The sequence below is a fragment of the Microvirga sp. P4_A5 genome (assembly GCF_056402495.1).
Genome location: NZ_JBFUHH010000092.1, coordinates 1 through 16631 on the forward strand (window position 1 = coordinate 1; position 16631 = coordinate 16631).

13 protein-coding genes are annotated in these 16631 nt (G+C 64.7%); 4 read left to right on the forward strand and 9 right to left on the reverse strand.

Going from position 1 to position 16631, the window contains the following annotated elements:
- Positions 1–55: 55 nt before the first annotated feature.
- Together glmS and glmU are read right to left on the reverse strand one after the other, a co-directional pair.
- Positions 56–1882, reverse strand: a complete 1827-nt coding sequence (gene glmS, locus AC1DVM_RS18565) for a glutamine--fructose-6-phosphate transaminase (isomerizing) (RefSeq protein WP_477256822.1) — start codon at positions 1880–1882, stop codon at positions 56–58.
- A 137-nt stretch (positions 1883–2019) separates the two neighbouring features.
- Positions 2020–3393: a bifunctional UDP-N-acetylglucosamine diphosphorylase/glucosamine-1-phosphate N-acetyltransferase GlmU gene (glmU, locus tag AC1DVM_RS18570; protein ID WP_477256824.1), complete on the reverse strand. Its 1374-nt coding sequence runs from the start codon at positions 3391–3393 to the stop codon at positions 2020–2022.
- Positions 3394–3572: 179 nt separating this feature from the next.
- Here glmU and AC1DVM_RS18575 point away from each other — a divergent pair, with 179 nt between their 5' ends.
- Both AC1DVM_RS18575 and mdoH read left to right on the forward strand, forming a co-directional pair.
- Complete coding sequence (locus AC1DVM_RS18575; protein WP_477256826.1) at positions 3573–5144, forward strand: OpgD/OpgG family glucan biosynthesis protein; 1572 nt, start codon at positions 3573–3575, stop codon at positions 5142–5144.
- Positions 5120–7309 (forward strand): glucans biosynthesis glucosyltransferase MdoH, encoded by a 2190-nt coding sequence (gene mdoH / locus AC1DVM_RS18580; RefSeq protein WP_477256828.1) that lies wholly within the window; start codon positions 5120–5122, stop codon positions 7307–7309. The genes AC1DVM_RS18575 and mdoH overlap by 25 nt, the downstream gene beginning before the upstream one ends.
- Positions 7310–7476: 167 nt before the next feature.
- On the opposite strand, the gene AC1DVM_RS18585 is transcribed toward mdoH, so the two are convergent.
- Both AC1DVM_RS18585 and AC1DVM_RS18590 read right to left on the reverse strand, forming a co-directional pair.
- The gene (locus tag AC1DVM_RS18585; protein WP_477256830.1) at positions 7477–9120 is read right to left on the reverse strand and encodes a Na/Pi cotransporter family protein; all 1644 of its coding nucleotides are present in this window, start codon (positions 9118–9120) and stop codon (positions 7477–7479) included.
- 244 nt (positions 9121–9364) lie between these two features.
- A complete protein-coding gene (locus AC1DVM_RS18590; RefSeq protein ID WP_477256832.1) occupies positions 9365–9739 on the reverse strand; it encodes a DUF1622 domain-containing protein in 375 nt (124 codons plus the stop codon).
- 143 nt (positions 9740–9882) lie between these two features.
- Between AC1DVM_RS18590 and AC1DVM_RS18595 the strand changes: the two genes are divergently transcribed.
- Together AC1DVM_RS18595 and AC1DVM_RS18600 are read left to right on the forward strand one after the other, a co-directional pair.
- Positions 9883–10380: an L-2-amino-thiazoline-4-carboxylic acid hydrolase gene (locus AC1DVM_RS18595; protein ID WP_477256834.1), complete on the forward strand. Its 498-nt coding sequence runs from the start codon at positions 9883–9885 to the stop codon at positions 10378–10380.
- Positions 10381–10438: 58 nt separating this feature from the next.
- Complete coding sequence (locus AC1DVM_RS18600) at positions 10439–11278, forward strand: VOC family protein (protein ID WP_477256836.1); 840 nt, start codon at positions 10439–10441, stop codon at positions 11276–11278.
- 1 nt (position 11279) lies between these two features.
- Here the strand turns inward: AC1DVM_RS18600 and AC1DVM_RS18605 are convergent, their stop codons facing one another.
- The 5 genes from AC1DVM_RS18605 to AC1DVM_RS18625 form a co-directional block, all read right to left on the reverse strand.
- Positions 11280–12731 (reverse strand): NAD(P)-binding domain-containing protein, encoded by a 1452-nt coding sequence (locus tag AC1DVM_RS18605; RefSeq protein ID WP_477256838.1) that lies wholly within the window; start codon positions 12729–12731, stop codon positions 11280–11282.
- Positions 12732–12754: 23 nt separating this feature from the next.
- Complete coding sequence (locus AC1DVM_RS18610; RefSeq protein ID WP_477256840.1) at positions 12755–13234, reverse strand: L-2-amino-thiazoline-4-carboxylic acid hydrolase; 480 nt, start codon at positions 13232–13234, stop codon at positions 12755–12757.
- Positions 13235–13246: 12 nt separating this feature from the next.
- The gene (locus AC1DVM_RS18615) at positions 13247–14908 is read right to left on the reverse strand and encodes an ABC transporter ATP-binding protein (RefSeq protein ID WP_477256842.1); all 1662 of its coding nucleotides are present in this window, start codon (positions 14906–14908) and stop codon (positions 13247–13249) included.
- Entirely contained in the window at positions 14905–15735 is an 831-nt protein-coding gene (locus AC1DVM_RS18620; RefSeq protein WP_477256846.1) for an ABC transporter permease, read from the reverse strand. Before AC1DVM_RS18620 ends, AC1DVM_RS18615 begins: the two co-directional genes overlap by 4 nt.
- 7 nt (positions 15736–15742) lie before the next feature.
- Positions 15743–16631: ABC transporter permease (locus AC1DVM_RS18625; RefSeq protein ID WP_477256844.1), on the reverse strand; the 889-nt coding region annotated here is incomplete at its 5' end.

Below are 16631 nucleotides of genomic sequence, written 5' to 3' on the forward strand. Positions count from 1 at the left end.
GTTGAGGGCTGGGTGAGCGCTATTCCCTCCCCCTTTGTGGGGAGGAGAGAGTCGTTCACTCCACCGTCACGGATTTTGCGAGATTGCGCGGCTGATCCACGTCTTTCCCCATGAAAACCGCGGTGTGATAGGCAAGCAGCTGGATCGGCACCGCATGCACGATGGGCGCGACGATTGGGTGCGCCGATGGCATGACGATGGTCGCCATCGTCTCCAGGTCGGTCTCCAGCGCGCCCTTCTCGTCGGTGATCAGGATGATGCGTCCGCCTCGCGCCGCGACCTCCTGCATGTTCGAGACCGTCTTCTCGAAAACCGCATCGTACGGCGCGATGACGATGACCGGCATCGTCTCGTCGATGAGCGCGATCGGGCCGTGCTTCAATTCACCGGCGGCGTAACCCTCGGCGTGGATGTAGGAAATTTCCTTGAGCTTCAGCGCCCCTTCGAGCGCGAGCGGATATGAGGTGCCTCGGCCGAGATACAGGACATCCTTGGCTTTCGACAGTTCACGCGCCAGGATCTCGACCTGGCTCTCGCGCTTGATGGCCTCGCTCATGAGGCCGGGGATGCCGATCAGCGCGTCGACCAATTCCTTCTCGTCGGCGTCGCTCAGCGTTCCACGGGCCCGCCCGGCCGCGATGGCGAGGCACAGCAGAACCGCCAGCTGGCATGTGAAGGCCTTGGTGGAGGCGACGCCGATCTCGACGCCCGCGAGCGTCGCGGCAATGACATCGCTCTCCCGCGCCATGGTCGAGGTCGGGACGTTGACGACCGAGACGGTGTGCTGCTTCTCGGCGGTCGCGTACCGCAGCGACGCCAGCGTGTCGGCGGTCTCGCCCGACTGGGACACGAACAGCGCCAGGCTGCCGGGCTCCAGCGGCGCCTCGCGATAGCGGAACTCCGATGCCACGTCGATTTCAACCGGGATGCGGGCGAGCTTCTCGAACCAGTATTTCGACACGAGTCCTGCGAGATAGGCGGTTCCACAGGCGGAGATCGAGAGCCGCTTGAGGTCTTTGAAGTCGAACGGCAAATTGAAAGGTATTTCAACGCGTCCCGCCGTGAAATTCACGTAATGGGCGAGAGTGCGGCCGACCACTTCGGGCTGCTCGTGGATTTCCTTTGCCATGAAATGGCGGTGATTGCCCTTGTCGGCGAGAAACGACCCGGTGGCGATCTTGTGACGGGTCCGCTTGGCCTTCTGGCCGGCTTCGTCGCGGATATCGACGCCCTTGCGCGTGAGGATCGCCCAATCGCCGTCGTCGAGATAGGCGACCTCGTCGGTAAAGGGCGCCAGCGCCAGCGCGTCGGACCCGAGATAGTTCTCGCCGTGGCCGTAGCCGATGGCGAGCGGCGCGCCGTGGCGCGCGCCGATCATCAGGTCGTCCTCGCCGGCGAAGATGAACCCGAGGGCGAAAGCGCCCCTCAGGCGCGGCAGGGTAACGGCCACCGCCTCGATGGGCCCACGCCCCTGATGCATCTCCCAGGTCACCAGCTGCGCCACCACCTCGGTGTCGGTCTCGGTCTGGAACCGAACGCCTTTCGATTCGAGGCCCGTCTTCAGCTCGCGGAAATTCTCGATGATCCCGTTATGGACCACCGCGAGCTTGTCGGTGGCGTGCGGATGAGCGTTCGTCTCGTTGGGCTTGCCATGCGTCGCCCAGCGGGTATGGCCGATCCCGATCAGGCCCGGAAGGGGCGAGCTGTCGAGTTTGGCCTCGAGGTTGCGCAACTTCCCTTCCGCCCGGCGGCGATCGAGTTTGCCATCGTCGAGGGTCGCGACGCCCGCTGAATCGTATCCGCGGTATTCGAGGCGCTTGAGGGCTTCGACGATCTGCTGCGCCACGGGGCGGGTGCCGACGATTCCTACGATGCCACACATGGTTCACGCATCTTTCTGGCGCAACGCCGCCGTTGGGAAGGTTATCTCGCTGCTACAGAGCGCAGAGGATCACCTCAAATCAACTCGCATGACGGATTGTGACACGGGGCGGCCGCCGAGGTTACTTCTTTGAAGGGTTATTTCTTTTTGGCGGCGAGCCCGGCCTCGCGAAACGATTTGGCCCAGTTTTCCTTGTTCACCTGACGTCCCCGTCCAAGCGCCAGCGCCTCGCCCGGCACGTTGTCGGTGATCACCGAGCCCGACCCCACGAAGGCGCCGGCGCCGATCGTGACAGGCGCCACCAGCGAGGAATTCGAGCCGATAAAGGCGCCCTGCCCGATCTCCGTGCGGTATTTGCCGAACCCGTCGTAATTGCACGTGATGGTGCCGGCGCCGATATTCACCTCGGCCCCGATAGTGGCGTCGCCCAGATAAGTCAGATGGCCGACCTTGGAGCCGGTCCCGAGCACCGAATTCTTGATCTCGACGAAATTCCCGACTTTCGCCTTCTCGCCGATGGAAGCGCCGGGCCGCAGGCGGGCAAACGGGCCGACGGCGGCCCCCAACTGGATGTGGGCGCCTTCGAGATGGCTGAAACTGTGGATCACCGCGCCCCGCTCGACCACCACGCCCGGCCCGAAAACCACATGCGGCTCGATGATGACGTCTCTTCCCAGCCGCGTGTCATAGCTGAGAAAGACGGTCTCGGGGGCCACCATGGTGACGCCCGACAGCATGGCGGCCTGACGGAGGCGCTCCTGAATCATCCGCTCCGCATCGGCAAGCTGCGAACGGTCGTTGACGCCATGCACCTCCGCCTCCGGCACCACCACGACGGCCGCCTGGTGACCGGCGGCCCGGGCGAGCGCGACCGCGTCGGTGAGGTAATACTCGCCCTTGGCGTTCTCCTTGCCGATCTTCTCGAGGATCGCGAGCGCCACGTCGCCGCGCAACGCCATGAGGCCGCCGTTGCAGAGCGTGATGGCGCGTTCCTCGTCGCTGGCGTCCTTGTGCTCGCGGATATCGATGAGGTCATCGCCCGACATGATGAGGCGGCCGTAACCGGTGGGGTCCCGCGCCTCGAAACCGAGCGACACGACGGCGGCGTCCTTGCGCAGGGGCTCGCGCAACTGGGCCAGCGTATCGGGGCTGACCAGGGGCGTGTCGGCGTAGACCACGATGACGTCGTCGTCCTTCCGCGCCAGCGCCTCGCGGGCGCTGAGCACCGCATGCCCGGTGCCCAGCCGCTCCCGCTGGATGAAGATTTCCACATTGGCGTGGCGCGCAGCCTCCTGGGACACCCGGTCGCTGTCGGGACCGACGACGACGGCGATCCGTGTCGCTCCGGCCGCCATCACGGTTTCGAGCACGTGGCCCAGCATCGACCGGTTGGCGACCTCGTGGAGAACCTTCGGCCGGTCGGAGCGCATCCGCGTGCCTTCCCCGGCCGCCAGCACGATGGCAAGGCAGGTCTGCTGGGGCTTGTGAGCGTGGGTCTCTGATTTCGTCATAAGGTATCGTATCCAACGATGATTTAACCCGAGCTATCGCATAAACGGGTCCTCGGGCAACGTCTTGCCCACAAATTGCCAGGATCCCTCACCAACTCGTTTACATCGCACCCGTCTTTGCTGATATGTACGGGCCTTTCATCCGGGCCCTTCGGCCTCGTTCGGACAAGAGTATCACCGTGCCGGTATTGCCTGGGGGTTCGTCCCCTTTCCTTCCTCGTCGGCGCGACATGCTGGCCTATCTCGGCGCGGGCGTCGCGGGTGTCGCTCTTTCGCCCGTCGCGAAAGCCCAGACTCCTCCGGCGATCATTCAGACGACATTGGGCGACGGCCAGCGCTTCGACACCGCAACCGTCATGAATTTGGCGCGTCAGCTCTCCCGCAAGGCCTTCGTCTCTCCGCCGAACGACCTGCCGGATGCGTTTTCGAACCTGAATTACGACCAATACGTCGCCATCAAGAACCTGCGTCCGCCGATCTGGATGAATGACGGGCGGGGAATCGCCGTCGAACCGCTCCACCGGGGCTTCGTGTTCAGCAATGCGGTCGATCTTTTCATCGTCGAGGACGGGATCGTGCGTCGGGTCGGTTTCGATCCCACGCAATTCGATTACGGAAAGCTCAGTCTCCCGGCCAATCTTCCCGACCTCGCCTTCTCGGGCTTCCGCCTCGTGGCGAATCTGGGCGACGGAAAGCCGTTCGATTTCGCCATCGTGCAAGGCGCGACATTCTTCCGGGCCATCGCCCGGGGCCAGAATTTCGGCGCCATCGCCCGGGCGCTGACGCTGAAGCCTGCCGATCCGAAAGGCGAGGAGTTTCCGGTGTTCCGCGCCTTCTGGCTGGAGCGGCCGGCGGTCGGCAGCAACAGCATCACGGTGCATGGAATTCTCGATTCGGAATCGACCAGTGGCGCGCTGCGCATGACCTTCCGGCCGGGTGACATGACCATCGTCGATGTGGAAACGACCCTGTTCCCCCGCGTCAACATCGATCACGTCGGATGGGGCGGCATCGGGTCGACCTATTTCTACGGCCCCAACGATCGCTCCAATACGGACGATCTCCGTCCCTCGGTCTATGAATCCTCCGGCCTGCAGATGCTGAACGGCAAGGGCGAGTGGCTCTGGCGCCCGCTGCAAAATCCCAACACGTTGCAGATCTCCGCTTTCGTCGATCAGGCGCCGAAAGGCTTCGGCTTGCTGCAGCGCGATCGGTCCTTCGAGATTTTTCAGGACGACGAACAGCGGTTCGACCGCCGGCCGAGCCTCTGGATCGAGCCTTTGGGCGAATGGGACCAGGGCAGCGTGCAGCTTCTCGAAATTCCCACCGACGCCGAGATCAACGACAACATCCTCGCCTATTGGCGACCCAAGGCGCAGCTCGCGGCCGGGTCCGAGGTGCCGTTCGCCTATCGCCAATATTGGTGCTGGTCGCCGCCCGAGAGGCCGCCCTTGGCAACCGTGTCGGCGACCCGCGTGGGTCGTGGATCCGGTGGGCGTCGGCGCCGTTTTGTCGTAGAGTTCACCACGGAGGCACTGGGCGAAAATCCGCCGCAGGACATCAAGTCCGTTCTCACGGTGGGGCCCGGCGCCTTTCACAACCTCCGGCAATGGGTCTATCCGGAGCGAAAGGCGGTACGCGTCGGATTCGAACTTGACCCGGGCAATGAAAACGCGTGTGAGATGAGGCTCATCCTCGAAGCAGGCGGCAAACCGATTAGCGAGACATGGCTTTATCGTTGGACACCTTGAGTCCCGACACCAATCCGGCCCCCCTGCGGCCCGGCGCCGTCATGCCTCCTGAGAGCCACCTCGAGATGCCGACGCAATCGCTACGGCGGTGGTCCGCGTCCCAGGAGCGCAAGCAGGTCGTCGACCGTTCGAAGCTGCGGACGCGTTTGGCGCGGCTCTTCGTGTTCGGTGGCGGGCTGCTGCTGACGGCCTTCGGCACCTACGAGATGTATCAGGTCGTGTCGATCAGCCGTACGACCGTGCTGCAGTGGGTGTTGGTGGCGTTGTTCACGGTCAATTTTTCGTGGATTGCCGTTGCGTTCACCAGTGCGCTGCTCGGTTTCCTCGCGCTGCTCACCGCCCGACGGGCGCCCGAAGGGCTGCCAGCGAGCCTGTCGAAGCGCACGGCCGTGGTCATGCCGGTCTATAACGAGCAAACCTCACGGACCTACGCGGCCCTCGAAGCCATCTACGAATCCGTGGAGGCGACGGGCCTCGGTGCGCAGTTCGATTATTTCATCCTGTCCGACACCACCGATCCCGACGCGTGGATCGCCGAGGAGCGGGCCTTCCTCGCCCTGCGCGACCGGCTTGGGCCAGGAGCGCGATTCTATTACAGGCATCGCGAGAAAAATTATCATCGCAAGGCAGGCAACATCGCCGATTTCGTGAGACGCTGGGGCGGCCATTACGAGCACATGCTCGTGCTCGACGCCGACAGCCTGATGACCGGCGAGTGCATCGTGCGCCTCGCCGCCGCGATGGAAGCCGATCCGGATGCCGGCATCATCCAGTCCCTGCCCCTCATCATCAACCGCAACACGCTGTTTGCCCGTCTCCAGCAATTCGCCGCCCGCGTGACCGGCCCCGTCATCGCCACCGGATTGTCGGTCTGGATGGGTCGCGACGGCAATTACTGGGGCCACAACGCCATCATCCGCACCGAGGCCTTCGCGGCGCAGGGCGGGTTGCCGGATCTCAAGGGCAAACCTCCGCTGGGCGGCCATATTCTCAGCCACGACTTCGTCGAAGCGGCGTTGCTGCGCCGCGCGGGATGGGACGTCTACATGCTGCCCGATCTCGGTGGCTCCTACGAGGAAAGCCCGCCTTCGCTGATCGATCTGTCGGCACGCGACCGGCGCTGGTGCCAGGGCAACCTCCAGCACACCCGCGTCATCGGCGCCAAGGGTTTGAAACTCGCCACCCGCCAGCATTTCGCCACCGGCATCATGTCGTACCTGGCGTCGCCGTTCTGGCTGTTCCAGCTCATCGTCGGTATCGCGCTGGTGCTGCAGACGACCTATATCCGCCCGGAATATTTCGCCCGCGACTTCAGGCTCTATCCGATCTGGCCTCGGTTCGATCCCGAGCGAGCCTTGACGCTGTTTGCCATCACCATGGGCATCCTGATCGCGCCGAAGATCTTCGGCCTGATCCTCATGCTGGTCCGCGGCAAGGATCGCCGCGCATCGGGCGGGTCGATCCGCCTCGTCGTGTCGGCCGTCATCGAAATCACGCTCTCCGCGCTGCTGGCGCCGATCCTGATGCTGATCCAGTCAGGATCGGTGTTCCAGATCCTGCTTGGACGGGACACCGGCTGGCAGCCGCAACGGCGCGACGACGGCTCGATCCCGATCGAGGACATCGTACGCCGCCACCGGTCGCATACGTTGCTGGGCGCGCTCGCGGGCATCTCCGCCTTCCTCATCGCCACCTCCCTGTTTCTGTGGATGTCGCCGACGATCCTGGGCCTCCTGCTGGCGATCCCGCTCTCCTGGCTGAGCGGCCAGCTCGGCGCCGGACTCGCGCTCAAGCGCCTGGGCCTCCTGCGCACGCCCGAGGAATTCGAGCCTCCCCCGATCGCGACCCGCGCCAATGCCTTGCAGGCGCGCAACGCGGAGTTCGATTTCGACGACAAGGACGGCCTTGCTGCCCTCTACGCCGATCCCGCTCTTCGTACCCGTCACGCCGAAATGCTGCCCCCCGCCACGCCGCGCCGCCGCGGCGAGATCGACACGGAGCGCGCGCTCGCCGAAGCGCGCCTGAGCGACGCCGAGACCATCGAGGACGCGCTCGTCTGGCTCAAGCCCAAGGAGCGCATGGTGGTGATGAGGGATCCGGCGATGCTGGAACGGCTCGTGCAGCTGAAACCGGCGAGCACCGGCGTGTCGCGGGCGGCGGAGTAGACACGCTCCCTCCCATTGCCGTAACGCCTCGATCCTGGCCACCCGCCTTCGCGATTGGGGATTGACCAGCCAACAGGAGTGGACTGAGCGAACCGTCCGGCTGAAGGGCGGGACGAGACGGCCGCCAAGTCACCGTGAAGCGCTGAACCAGCGACCGGAATGAGATCTCACGAAGTCAGACGGCTCGGCTTCAGATCGCCGCTCTGCTCGAGCAATGAATGCGCCGTCGAGGCGATATGCGCTTCGATGCGCTTGAGATCGCGCACGATGTCGAGTTGCAGTGCGCTGGTGTCGCCGCCGGATTTGCCGGAGCGGAGCTGCTCGAAATGCCGCTGCGTCATGGTCCGCTCGAACTCGCGGAAGCGCTCCTTCTCGGCGACTAGCCGGCGGGCGGAACCGATATCCTGGAACATCAGCACCGATGCGGCGAGGTGAAGGTGCTCCATCAGTTTGCCGTGCATCTGGTCGATCTCCGCGAGGCTGTCCTTCGGCAAGCGGAGGTGGTTCTTGATGCGCTTGGCCGCAAGCTCCATCAGGTTCTTGTCGATGATGTCGCCCGCATGTTCGAGGTTGATGGCAAAGGCCAGGATATCCGACAGCCGTTTGGCTTCCTCGTCGTTGAGTGCTTCGTGATTGATCGAACTCAGGTAGCGGCGCACCGCGCTGTAGAGCCGGTCGACCACATCGTCGGTGCGGCTGATGGCTTCCACTTCGCTCATGTCGCCCTCGTGGAAGAGGTCCTGCGAGCCGCGCAGCATCGTCTCGACGATGTCGCCCATGCGGAGCACCTCGCGCGCGGCATTCGAGAGCGCGACGGAGGGTGTTTCCAGGGCATCGTTGTCGAGATATTGCGGCACGCCGGGATCGGATGAGCGGACCTTGTCGGGGAAGGTCTTCATGAGCGCCTTGGCTATCCACGGCAGCGGGAGGATGAAAATCGCCGCCAGCACCACGTTGAAGATGGTGTGGAAATTCGCCGCGAGCCTCGCCGGTGTCGGATCGAACATCACCAGATAGGACAGGATGGGGTTGAGGAAGGGCAGCGCGACGGCGCAGCCGATCATCCGCATGGCGAGGTTGCCGATCGGCACCCGGAGCTTGACCGGATCGCCGCCCATGGCGTCGACCAGTGGGTTGAGGGCGGTGCCGAGATTGGCGCCCAGCACCATGGCGAGCGCCGAATGAGCGTCGATGACGCCCGCGGTGGCAAGCGACATGATGAAGAGAAGCGCTGCGACGCTGGAATGGGCCGCCCACGCGAAAAGGGTTGCCAGCAAGACCAGAATGATCGGGTCGAACGCGATGGAGGCGAGCAGGTTCTTCAACACCACCGAGGATTCGATGGGCCGGATCGTCTCGGAGAGGAGATGAAGCGACAGCAGCATCAATCCGAGACCGATGGTGACCCGACCGAGATCGCGCAGGCGGCTCGACGACCCGCGCCGATAGGCGAAATATCCGAGGAAGATCAAAGCGGGAAAGAGCAGCGAAATATCGAAGGACAACACCTGCACGATCAGCGTCGTGCCCACATTCGCGCCCAGCATCACCGCAAGCGCGGGCACGAGATCGACGGCTCCCCCCGCGGTAAAGGACGACACCATCAGGGCCGTGGCGGTGCTGCTTTGGAGAACCGTCGTCACCCCGAGGCCGGCGAGAAACGCCCGTAACCGGGTGCGCAGCCCAATGCCGAGAATCCACCTGAGATCGCTGCCGAAGGCCCGCTGGACCCCACTGCTGATCATATTGATGCCCCAGAGGAGCAGGGCAATCTCTCCCAGAAGGTGAATCAGGACGGCAGTCGCGGACATTCATTCCTCAGGGCACGAGTGACGTGAAACTCCCTGCTTAGTCCCGTCGCGCCGATCCCGCAATCAGGTTGCCGGCTAATAATGACGCTCCAGGGGGTAATCCCCGGAAAAGATAACGGAAATCGCTCGGCTGGCCTCCCGGCACGGCCCGATGACGCATCAGATCGTCCGAAGCTTGAGCCCACGACGATGCCGTCGCCAGGGAGAAGGATCCTCAGCCTGGCATGGCAGGTTCGCCGCGGGTTCACGACGGGATGTCGGTTTGYGTCGGCAAGCCGCGCTGCCAGGGCCACTTTCCGTCGATTTCCACCTCGAGCGAGAAGCTGAGGAACGTCCGGATGAGGACGATGCCGGCAAGGATCCCGAGGCTTTCGAGCGACGGCTCGATCGCCACAGTGTTGATGATGTCCGCCGCCACGAGGAATTCGAGACCGAGGAGAATCGCGCGTCCGACGCGTGAGCGATAATCCGAATAGGCCCGTATCCCCGTGCCCCTGGGCACCATCTCGCGCAGGTATGCGAGCGTTCCGGCCAGAAGACCGATCACGATGATGGCGATGCCGCCGATCTCAATCAGCCTGGTGGTGACGCGCAAGGCGGAGATAAACCACTCGTCCATTCGAATCCGATCAAATCGTCGCCGTCATCAAAGCACAGTGCGCGACCGTGCGGAATACGGGCGCGAAACCTCGATATTTGAACGCTGGGAATGACCGTTCTACGATAGGCGCCGACGAGCCGACTTCGTAGCGGGATGGCACCATGAGCGATACGATCGACACGCTTCGGCGTGAGCTGGAGGATGCGTTCCAGAGCCGGGCGCATCTCTATCGGGTGATGCTGGACGAGCTCGAAAGCGAGGTCGGACATGATCGCGCGGTCGCGATCCTGACCCGCACCCTGGAGCGGCGCGGTCGCGAGGTGGCGGCAGTGCTGTTTCGCGACACGCCGCCGGAGCCCGAGGCCGTGGGCCTGCGGTTTCTGTCCGTCAGCCCCGATGCGGGCCGGATGTATCCCCACGAGGCGGAGGTCACGCCGGGTGCGATGGAGATCCGGGTTCACCGCTGCCCCCTGAAGGATGCCTGGCGCGACGCCCACCTGCCCGCCGAACGGGTCGCCACGCTGTGCCGTCTTGCGGGAGCATTCGACAAGGGGTTGTTCGAAGCCTCTGGCCTCAGCTTCTCCAACCGGACCTGGACGGAGGCGCGCGGGGGCGGCTGCTGCTGGATCCGGCTCGAACGGCCGCCGACGGCCGGCTGATTTCCGCCGCAAGCGCGTCCCACTCTCTCCCCGCAATCCTCTCTCGACGGATCTTGACATGAATCAGCCCGTTCCCGTTCTCGACCATGTCGTCGTCAATGTCCTCGGCGAGCTCGATCGCGCGTCCGAGCAATATCGCCGCCTCGGGTTTCAACTGAGCGAGCGCGGACACCATACCTTGGGCTCGAGCAACCATCTGGCGATCTTCGGCGAGAATTATCTGGAGTTGCTCGGTTTCGAGCCGGGGCGGGAGACGGAACGCGCGGATCTCTGGAAGCATCCGCCCGGACTGACCGGCCTCGTGTTCAAGACCACGGACTCGCTCGCACTGCACACCTACCTCGCCAACAAGGACATTCCGGTTGAGAACCCCGCCGAGTTCTCGCGACCCGTGGCGCTTCCCGACGGCTCTCACGATGCGTCGTTTCGAGTCGTGCGGCTCGGGACGCAATTGATCCCCAACGGGCGCGTCTTTTTCTGCCAGCACTTCACTCCCGAACTCGTCTGGCGTGACGAATGGCGGCAACATCCGAACGGCGTCAGCGATATCGTCGGGTTCGCCATCGCGGCCTCCGAGCCCGATCGGACCGCCGCGCTCTATCGATCGATCTTCGGAGTGCATTCCGTCACCCGGATCCAAGGCGGCTTTTCCGTGCAGGCGGGGAGAGCGACCGTTTCCATCCTCACGCCGGATGAGGTCGCGGGGGTCTTCGCCGACGCCGCGCCGGCAAGCGACGACACCTCCGACCGCATGGTCGCGCTGACCCTGAAGACGCGGTCCGTGCCGGTCGTCGAGGCCCTTCTCGCAGCGGCAGGCATTTCCTATGCCCGCGAGGAAGATCGCATTCTCGTGCCGCATTGGGAGGCCGAGGGCGTGGCTCTCGCCTTCGTCGAATAAGCTACCTCGGAACGAAGAACGGCGTAACCTGAAGTTCGGGCTCGTCGAACGCTTCGAGCGCGTCGCGGATGGTGGCGATATCTTCGCGAAAGAGACTTTTCACGATCGCGGTCGAAACCCGTTCGGCCGCCACGTTGACGCCGGGGATATCGCTCGCGATGGCCCCCTGGCTCAGCGCCGCGCCGTGATTGACGAGGTGGATGCGCGAGAGCTCCGGGCAGAGGCCTGGCTCCCTTTCCCGCAATTCGAAGCCTTCGCCGAGATAGGGGAAGTCGCCAAGCTCCGCCCGCCTTTGAGCTTCGGGCGGTTCATAGCGATCGCGCCAGCGTGCCACCAGCGACGCCAGCGCGCCGATCTCCGGAATCGCGGCTGCGTCCACGTGGAAGCCGGTGCCGACGATCAGGAAATCATGCGAACGCGGCTCGTCTTCGCCGCGAAGGCGGATCGACGCTTTGCCGTCGCGCCGCACGGCGCCCTCGACGGCCTTTCCGAAATGGATGTGGAACTCCGGCTGGCGCAAGGCCCGCCGCACCGTCTCGTGCGGTGGCGGCGCCTGCACGTCGTTGAGATAGACGAACAGGGCCCAGCGCTCTGCGTCGTCGAGTGCGCTCCAGCCGTGAAAATAGCCCGGCGACGCGGAGCCCCGCCCCTTGTTGATCTGAGGAAGGCTGTCGCGTCGCACATACATGTCGACGCGCCCCGCGCCTTTTTCGAGGGCGGTCGCGGCGTTGTCCCAGGCCGAGGCCCCGCCGCCGACGATGCCGATGCCGCGGCCGCGCAATTGCGCGAAGTCGATCGCCTCGTTGGTGTGCGCTGCAAGGTCCGGCCAGAGATCGGCGTCGATGAAATCCGGGATCTTGTCGCCCCCTGCCCCGCCTCGCCCCGTCGCCAGAACGACCCGGCGTGCAAAGAAGGCGTTGTCGCCGCGCGGGGATGCGGTGGCGATCCTGAGCAATCCTCCGGCGGGCGCGATGCTCGTGACTGCGACCCCGTGTTCCACCGGGAGACGGAGCACGCGCTGAAGCCAGCGCAGATAATCGACCCAGACTCCGTTCTCGATCTTGTAGAGCGCCTCCCAACCCTCCGCGCCGAAGCCGGCCTCGTACCAGGCGCGAAAACTCAGCGACGGAATTCCGAGCGCCGGGCCCGGCAACGTCTTGGGCGAGCGCAGGGTGTCCATGCGGGCGAAGGTCAGCCACGGACCTTCGTTGCCGGCGGCGGCACGCTCAAGGATACGGACGTTGCGCACACCCTTGAAGATGAGAGCGGCGGCGGCTGCGATCCCGTTCATGCCTGCACCGACCACGACCACGTCGGTCACGGCGTTTCCATCGGTTGAGACCACGCTCGCCGGCCAGTTCGCCGCCGGCAGGTTCAGCGTCTCGAGATCGCGGGCGACACGAGCCTCGAGTTCTCCGATCCGGTCCTCCGGCGACAGGACGATGCTGTGCAACAGGCTATCCACGTTGTCCCCGATCAGGCCTGAGCGTCGGTTTCATAGCGATAGCGAAAGTCGCAATGGCTCGCGCCTTCCATGATGGTCTGCGTCCGGGTCATCTTGAGATTGGGATCGTAGCCCTCGCAGAACGAGCCGTCGCGATTGCAGGACAACAGGCCGCCGATCTCTCCGAGCCCCATGGCCTTGTACATCTCCGCATAACGGCAACGCGTGACATTGAAATCGAAACGGGTCTCGTCGCGATGCAACGGCTCGATTTCGAGGGCGTTCTCGGCGGTCCAGTTGGACTGGATGTCGATGAAGCTCTGGAGGCTGGTGCCGCCTTGCGCCTGTTTGGCGAATTGCGCGGCTTGCGCAATGGAGGAGCGACGGACGGATTCGGAGATGACGTGCCTCGCCTCGTCCTTGCCGACCCGCTCGACAAGGGTCGTGTAGACTTCCTTCAAGAGCTCGGCCTCGATGCGGCGGCGTTCGATGATCGGTAGGTTCTGGGTCATTTCGGCGATCCGTTAGGTGTGGCTGAGCTGCGGCGCGCGCGCAAATTCCGCGAGGGGCATGTCGAGAGACATTGGCGGTGTCCAGTCCCGACCGGGAACCGAGGCGAGCAGCTTTTTCGTATAGGGGTGGCGAGGCGCGGTGAACACCTCGGCGGTCAATCCTTCCTCGACGACCTCTCCGTCMTTCATCACCGCGATGCGATCGCAGATCTGCGCTGCCACGCGCAGATCGTGCGTGATGAACACCATGGAGAGACCGAGCCGCTTGCGCAGATCGGCGAGCAGCCGCAGCACCTGCGCCTGAACCGACACGTCGAGGGCCGAGACGGGCTCATCCGCGACCAGCACCTCCGGACCAAGCGCCAGCGCCCGGGCCAATCCGATGCGCTGACGCTGGCCACCGGAGAATTCGTGCGGATAACGCTCGGTCGAGTCCGGATCGAGGCCCACGAGCGCGAACAGCTCCTTGACGCGCGCATGAGCCCGCTCACGGCTCTCGCCGTGGATGATCGGTCCCTGCGCCACCAGCTCGCCGGCCTTCCGGCGCGGATTGRGCGACGCGAATGGGTCCTGATAGACCATCTGGATCTTTTTCGTCGCCGCGCGCATCTCCTTGCGCGAGAGGCTTGCGAGATCCGTGTCGCCGAGCCGGATCGAACCCGCATCCGGGTCGAGCAGCCGCACCATGCAACGCGCGAGGGTCGATTTTCCCGAGCCGCTTTCGCCCACGATGCCCAGCGTGCCGCCGCGCACCAGGACGAGGTTGACATCCTTCACCGCGTGGGTGACCCGCCTGTGGCGGGCCAGCAGGCCGCCTTTGCGGTAGGTCTTCGACACATGCTCGATCCGCAGGATGACATCGCTGCCGGTCACTTGCGCCGGCGGCGGAACGAGCGGCGGGACGGCCGCGATCAAGGCTCGCGTGTAGGGGTGCCGCGGGGCGTTGAGGACATCGATCGCCGGACCTTCCTCCACAAGCAGGCCCTTTTGCATCACCGCGACGCGATCGGCGATCTCGGCGACGACGCCGAAATCGTGCGTGATGAAAAGCACCGCCGTCCCTTTGCGCCGCTGCAGCTCTTTGATGAGCTTCAGGATCTGCGCCTGCGTGGTCACGTCGAGAGCCGTCGTCGGCTCGTCGGCGATGAGGACGCGCGGCTCCAGCGCCAACGCCATGGCGATCATGGCGCGCTGGCGCTGGCCGCCCGAGAGCTCATGGGGATAGGCCCGTCGCGCGGCCTCGGGATCGGGAATGTGAACGTCCCGTAGAAGATCGAGAACGCGCGCTCTGATTTCGGATGAGCGAAGCGACGTATGTGTCTCGAACATCTCGCCGATCTGGTCGCCGATGGTGCGCAGCGGATTGAGCGCCGTCATCGGTTCCTGGAAGATCATCCCGATACGCGCGCCACGGATGCGCCGCATCCTCTCGTCGTCGAAGGCGAGCAGGTCTTCGCCTTCAAGCAGGATCCTGCCGGCGGTGGCGTGCACCTCGTCCGGGAGCAGACCGAGAATCGCGCCGGCCGTCATCGACTTGCCGGAACCGCTTTCCCCGACGACGCAAAGGATCTCGTTCGGGTGCAATTCGAGCGACACGCGTTCGAGCGCATGGGGCCGATCGGAACCGGGCGGCAGCGAGACGGTGAGTTGATCGATGGTCAGAATGGCACTCATCGCCGCTTCAATCTCGGGTTCAGCGCGTCGTTGAGCCCCTGCCCCACCAGCGAGACGGCCAGCACCGTCAGCAGGATCACGAGGCCGGGGATCGCCGACACATACCATTGGGTACGCAGCACGGAGCGGCCGGTTCCGATGAGGTTGCCCCAGGACGGCACATTGGGATCGGACAGGTTGAGGAAGGCCAGCGCGCTCTCCAGCAGGATCGCCGTCGCCATGATGACGCTCGCATAGACGATCACGGGCGGAAGGGCGTTCGGCAATATCTCGCGGAAGATGATCTGGATGTCGCGCATCCCGAGCGTGCGCGAGGCCTGCACGAATTCACGGCTGCGCAGGGTGAGGAACTCGGCCCGGGTCAATCTGGCGGATGCAGGCCACGAGACGAGACCGATGGCGATGGTGACGGTCTTGATGTCGGAGCCGAACACGGCGACGAGCACGAGAAGGAGAAGGAAATTCGGGAGCGTCTGAAAGGCCTCGGTTATGCGCATCAGCACATCGTCGACGACGCCGCCATAATATCCCGCCAGAGCGCCCAGCACGATGCCGATGGTGATGGCAAGCGCCGTCGCCACGACCCCGATGAGCAGCGAGATGCGGGCGCCGTGAAAAACCTGCGCGGCGATGTCCCGGCCCGTGGTGTCGGTACCGAGCCAGAAGCGCGAATTCACCAACGGCCATTGCAGCGGACGGCCCGCGAGGCTCAGCGGGTCCTTCGGAAAGACGATGGGCGCCGCAAGCGCCATCGCGATCACGAGCACGAGGAGGAGCAGACCGACGATGGCCGCGGGGCTTCTGGCGAGGCGGGTGAGGATTTGCATCATGGCCTCACGTCACGATGCGCGGATCGAGGCGCGCATACAGGATGTCGACGAGGAAATTGACCGCGATGACCAGGAGGGCGGACACGAAGACGATGCCCAGAAGCGTGTTGAGATCGCGCTGAACCACCGACTCGTACGCAAGCCGGCCAAGGCCCGGCAGAGCAAAGACGCTCTCGACCACGATGGAGCCGCCCAGCATGGTGCCGGCCTGCAGGCCGATGAGCGTGACCATGGGCAGGAGTGCATTGCGCAGCACGTGGCGGCGCACCACCCGGCCGGGGCTGAGCCCTTTGGCGCGCGCAGTGCGGACGAATTCGAGGTTGAGCACTTCCAGCATCGAGGCCCGCATGATCCGCAGATAGGTGGCGAGAAAAATCAGCGCGAGCGTCAGGGTCGGCAGAAGCAGGTGCCAGGCGATGTCGAGCAGACGCCGCAGGCCCGTATAGCCGGCGCCGATTTCTTCGAATCCGCCCGCCGGTAGCCAGCCGAGATTGACCGCGAAGATGACGATGCCCATGAGGCCGAACCAGAACGAGGGCGTCGCGTAGAAGATCAGCCCGAGGGTCGAAATCAGCGTATCCGGCCAGCGATTGACATTGCGCGCCGCGAGGACGCCCAAGGCCATCCCGCCCGCGAAGGCGAAGCTCAGGGCCGATCCCATCAGCAGCAGCGTGGTGGGGAGCCGTTCGAGGATCACCGCGGAGACCGGCTTGCCGTAGATGGCCGAGAAGCCGAGATCGAGCTGCAGCAGGCGCCACAGGTAGCGACCGAGCTGGACGGCCACCGACACGTCGAGGCCGTAGAAGCGGCGAAGCTCCTCCATCATCGTAGCATCGCCTCCGCCCATCAGGTCGACGAGCGCGTAGACGGTGTCACCGGGTGCAAGCTGCAGC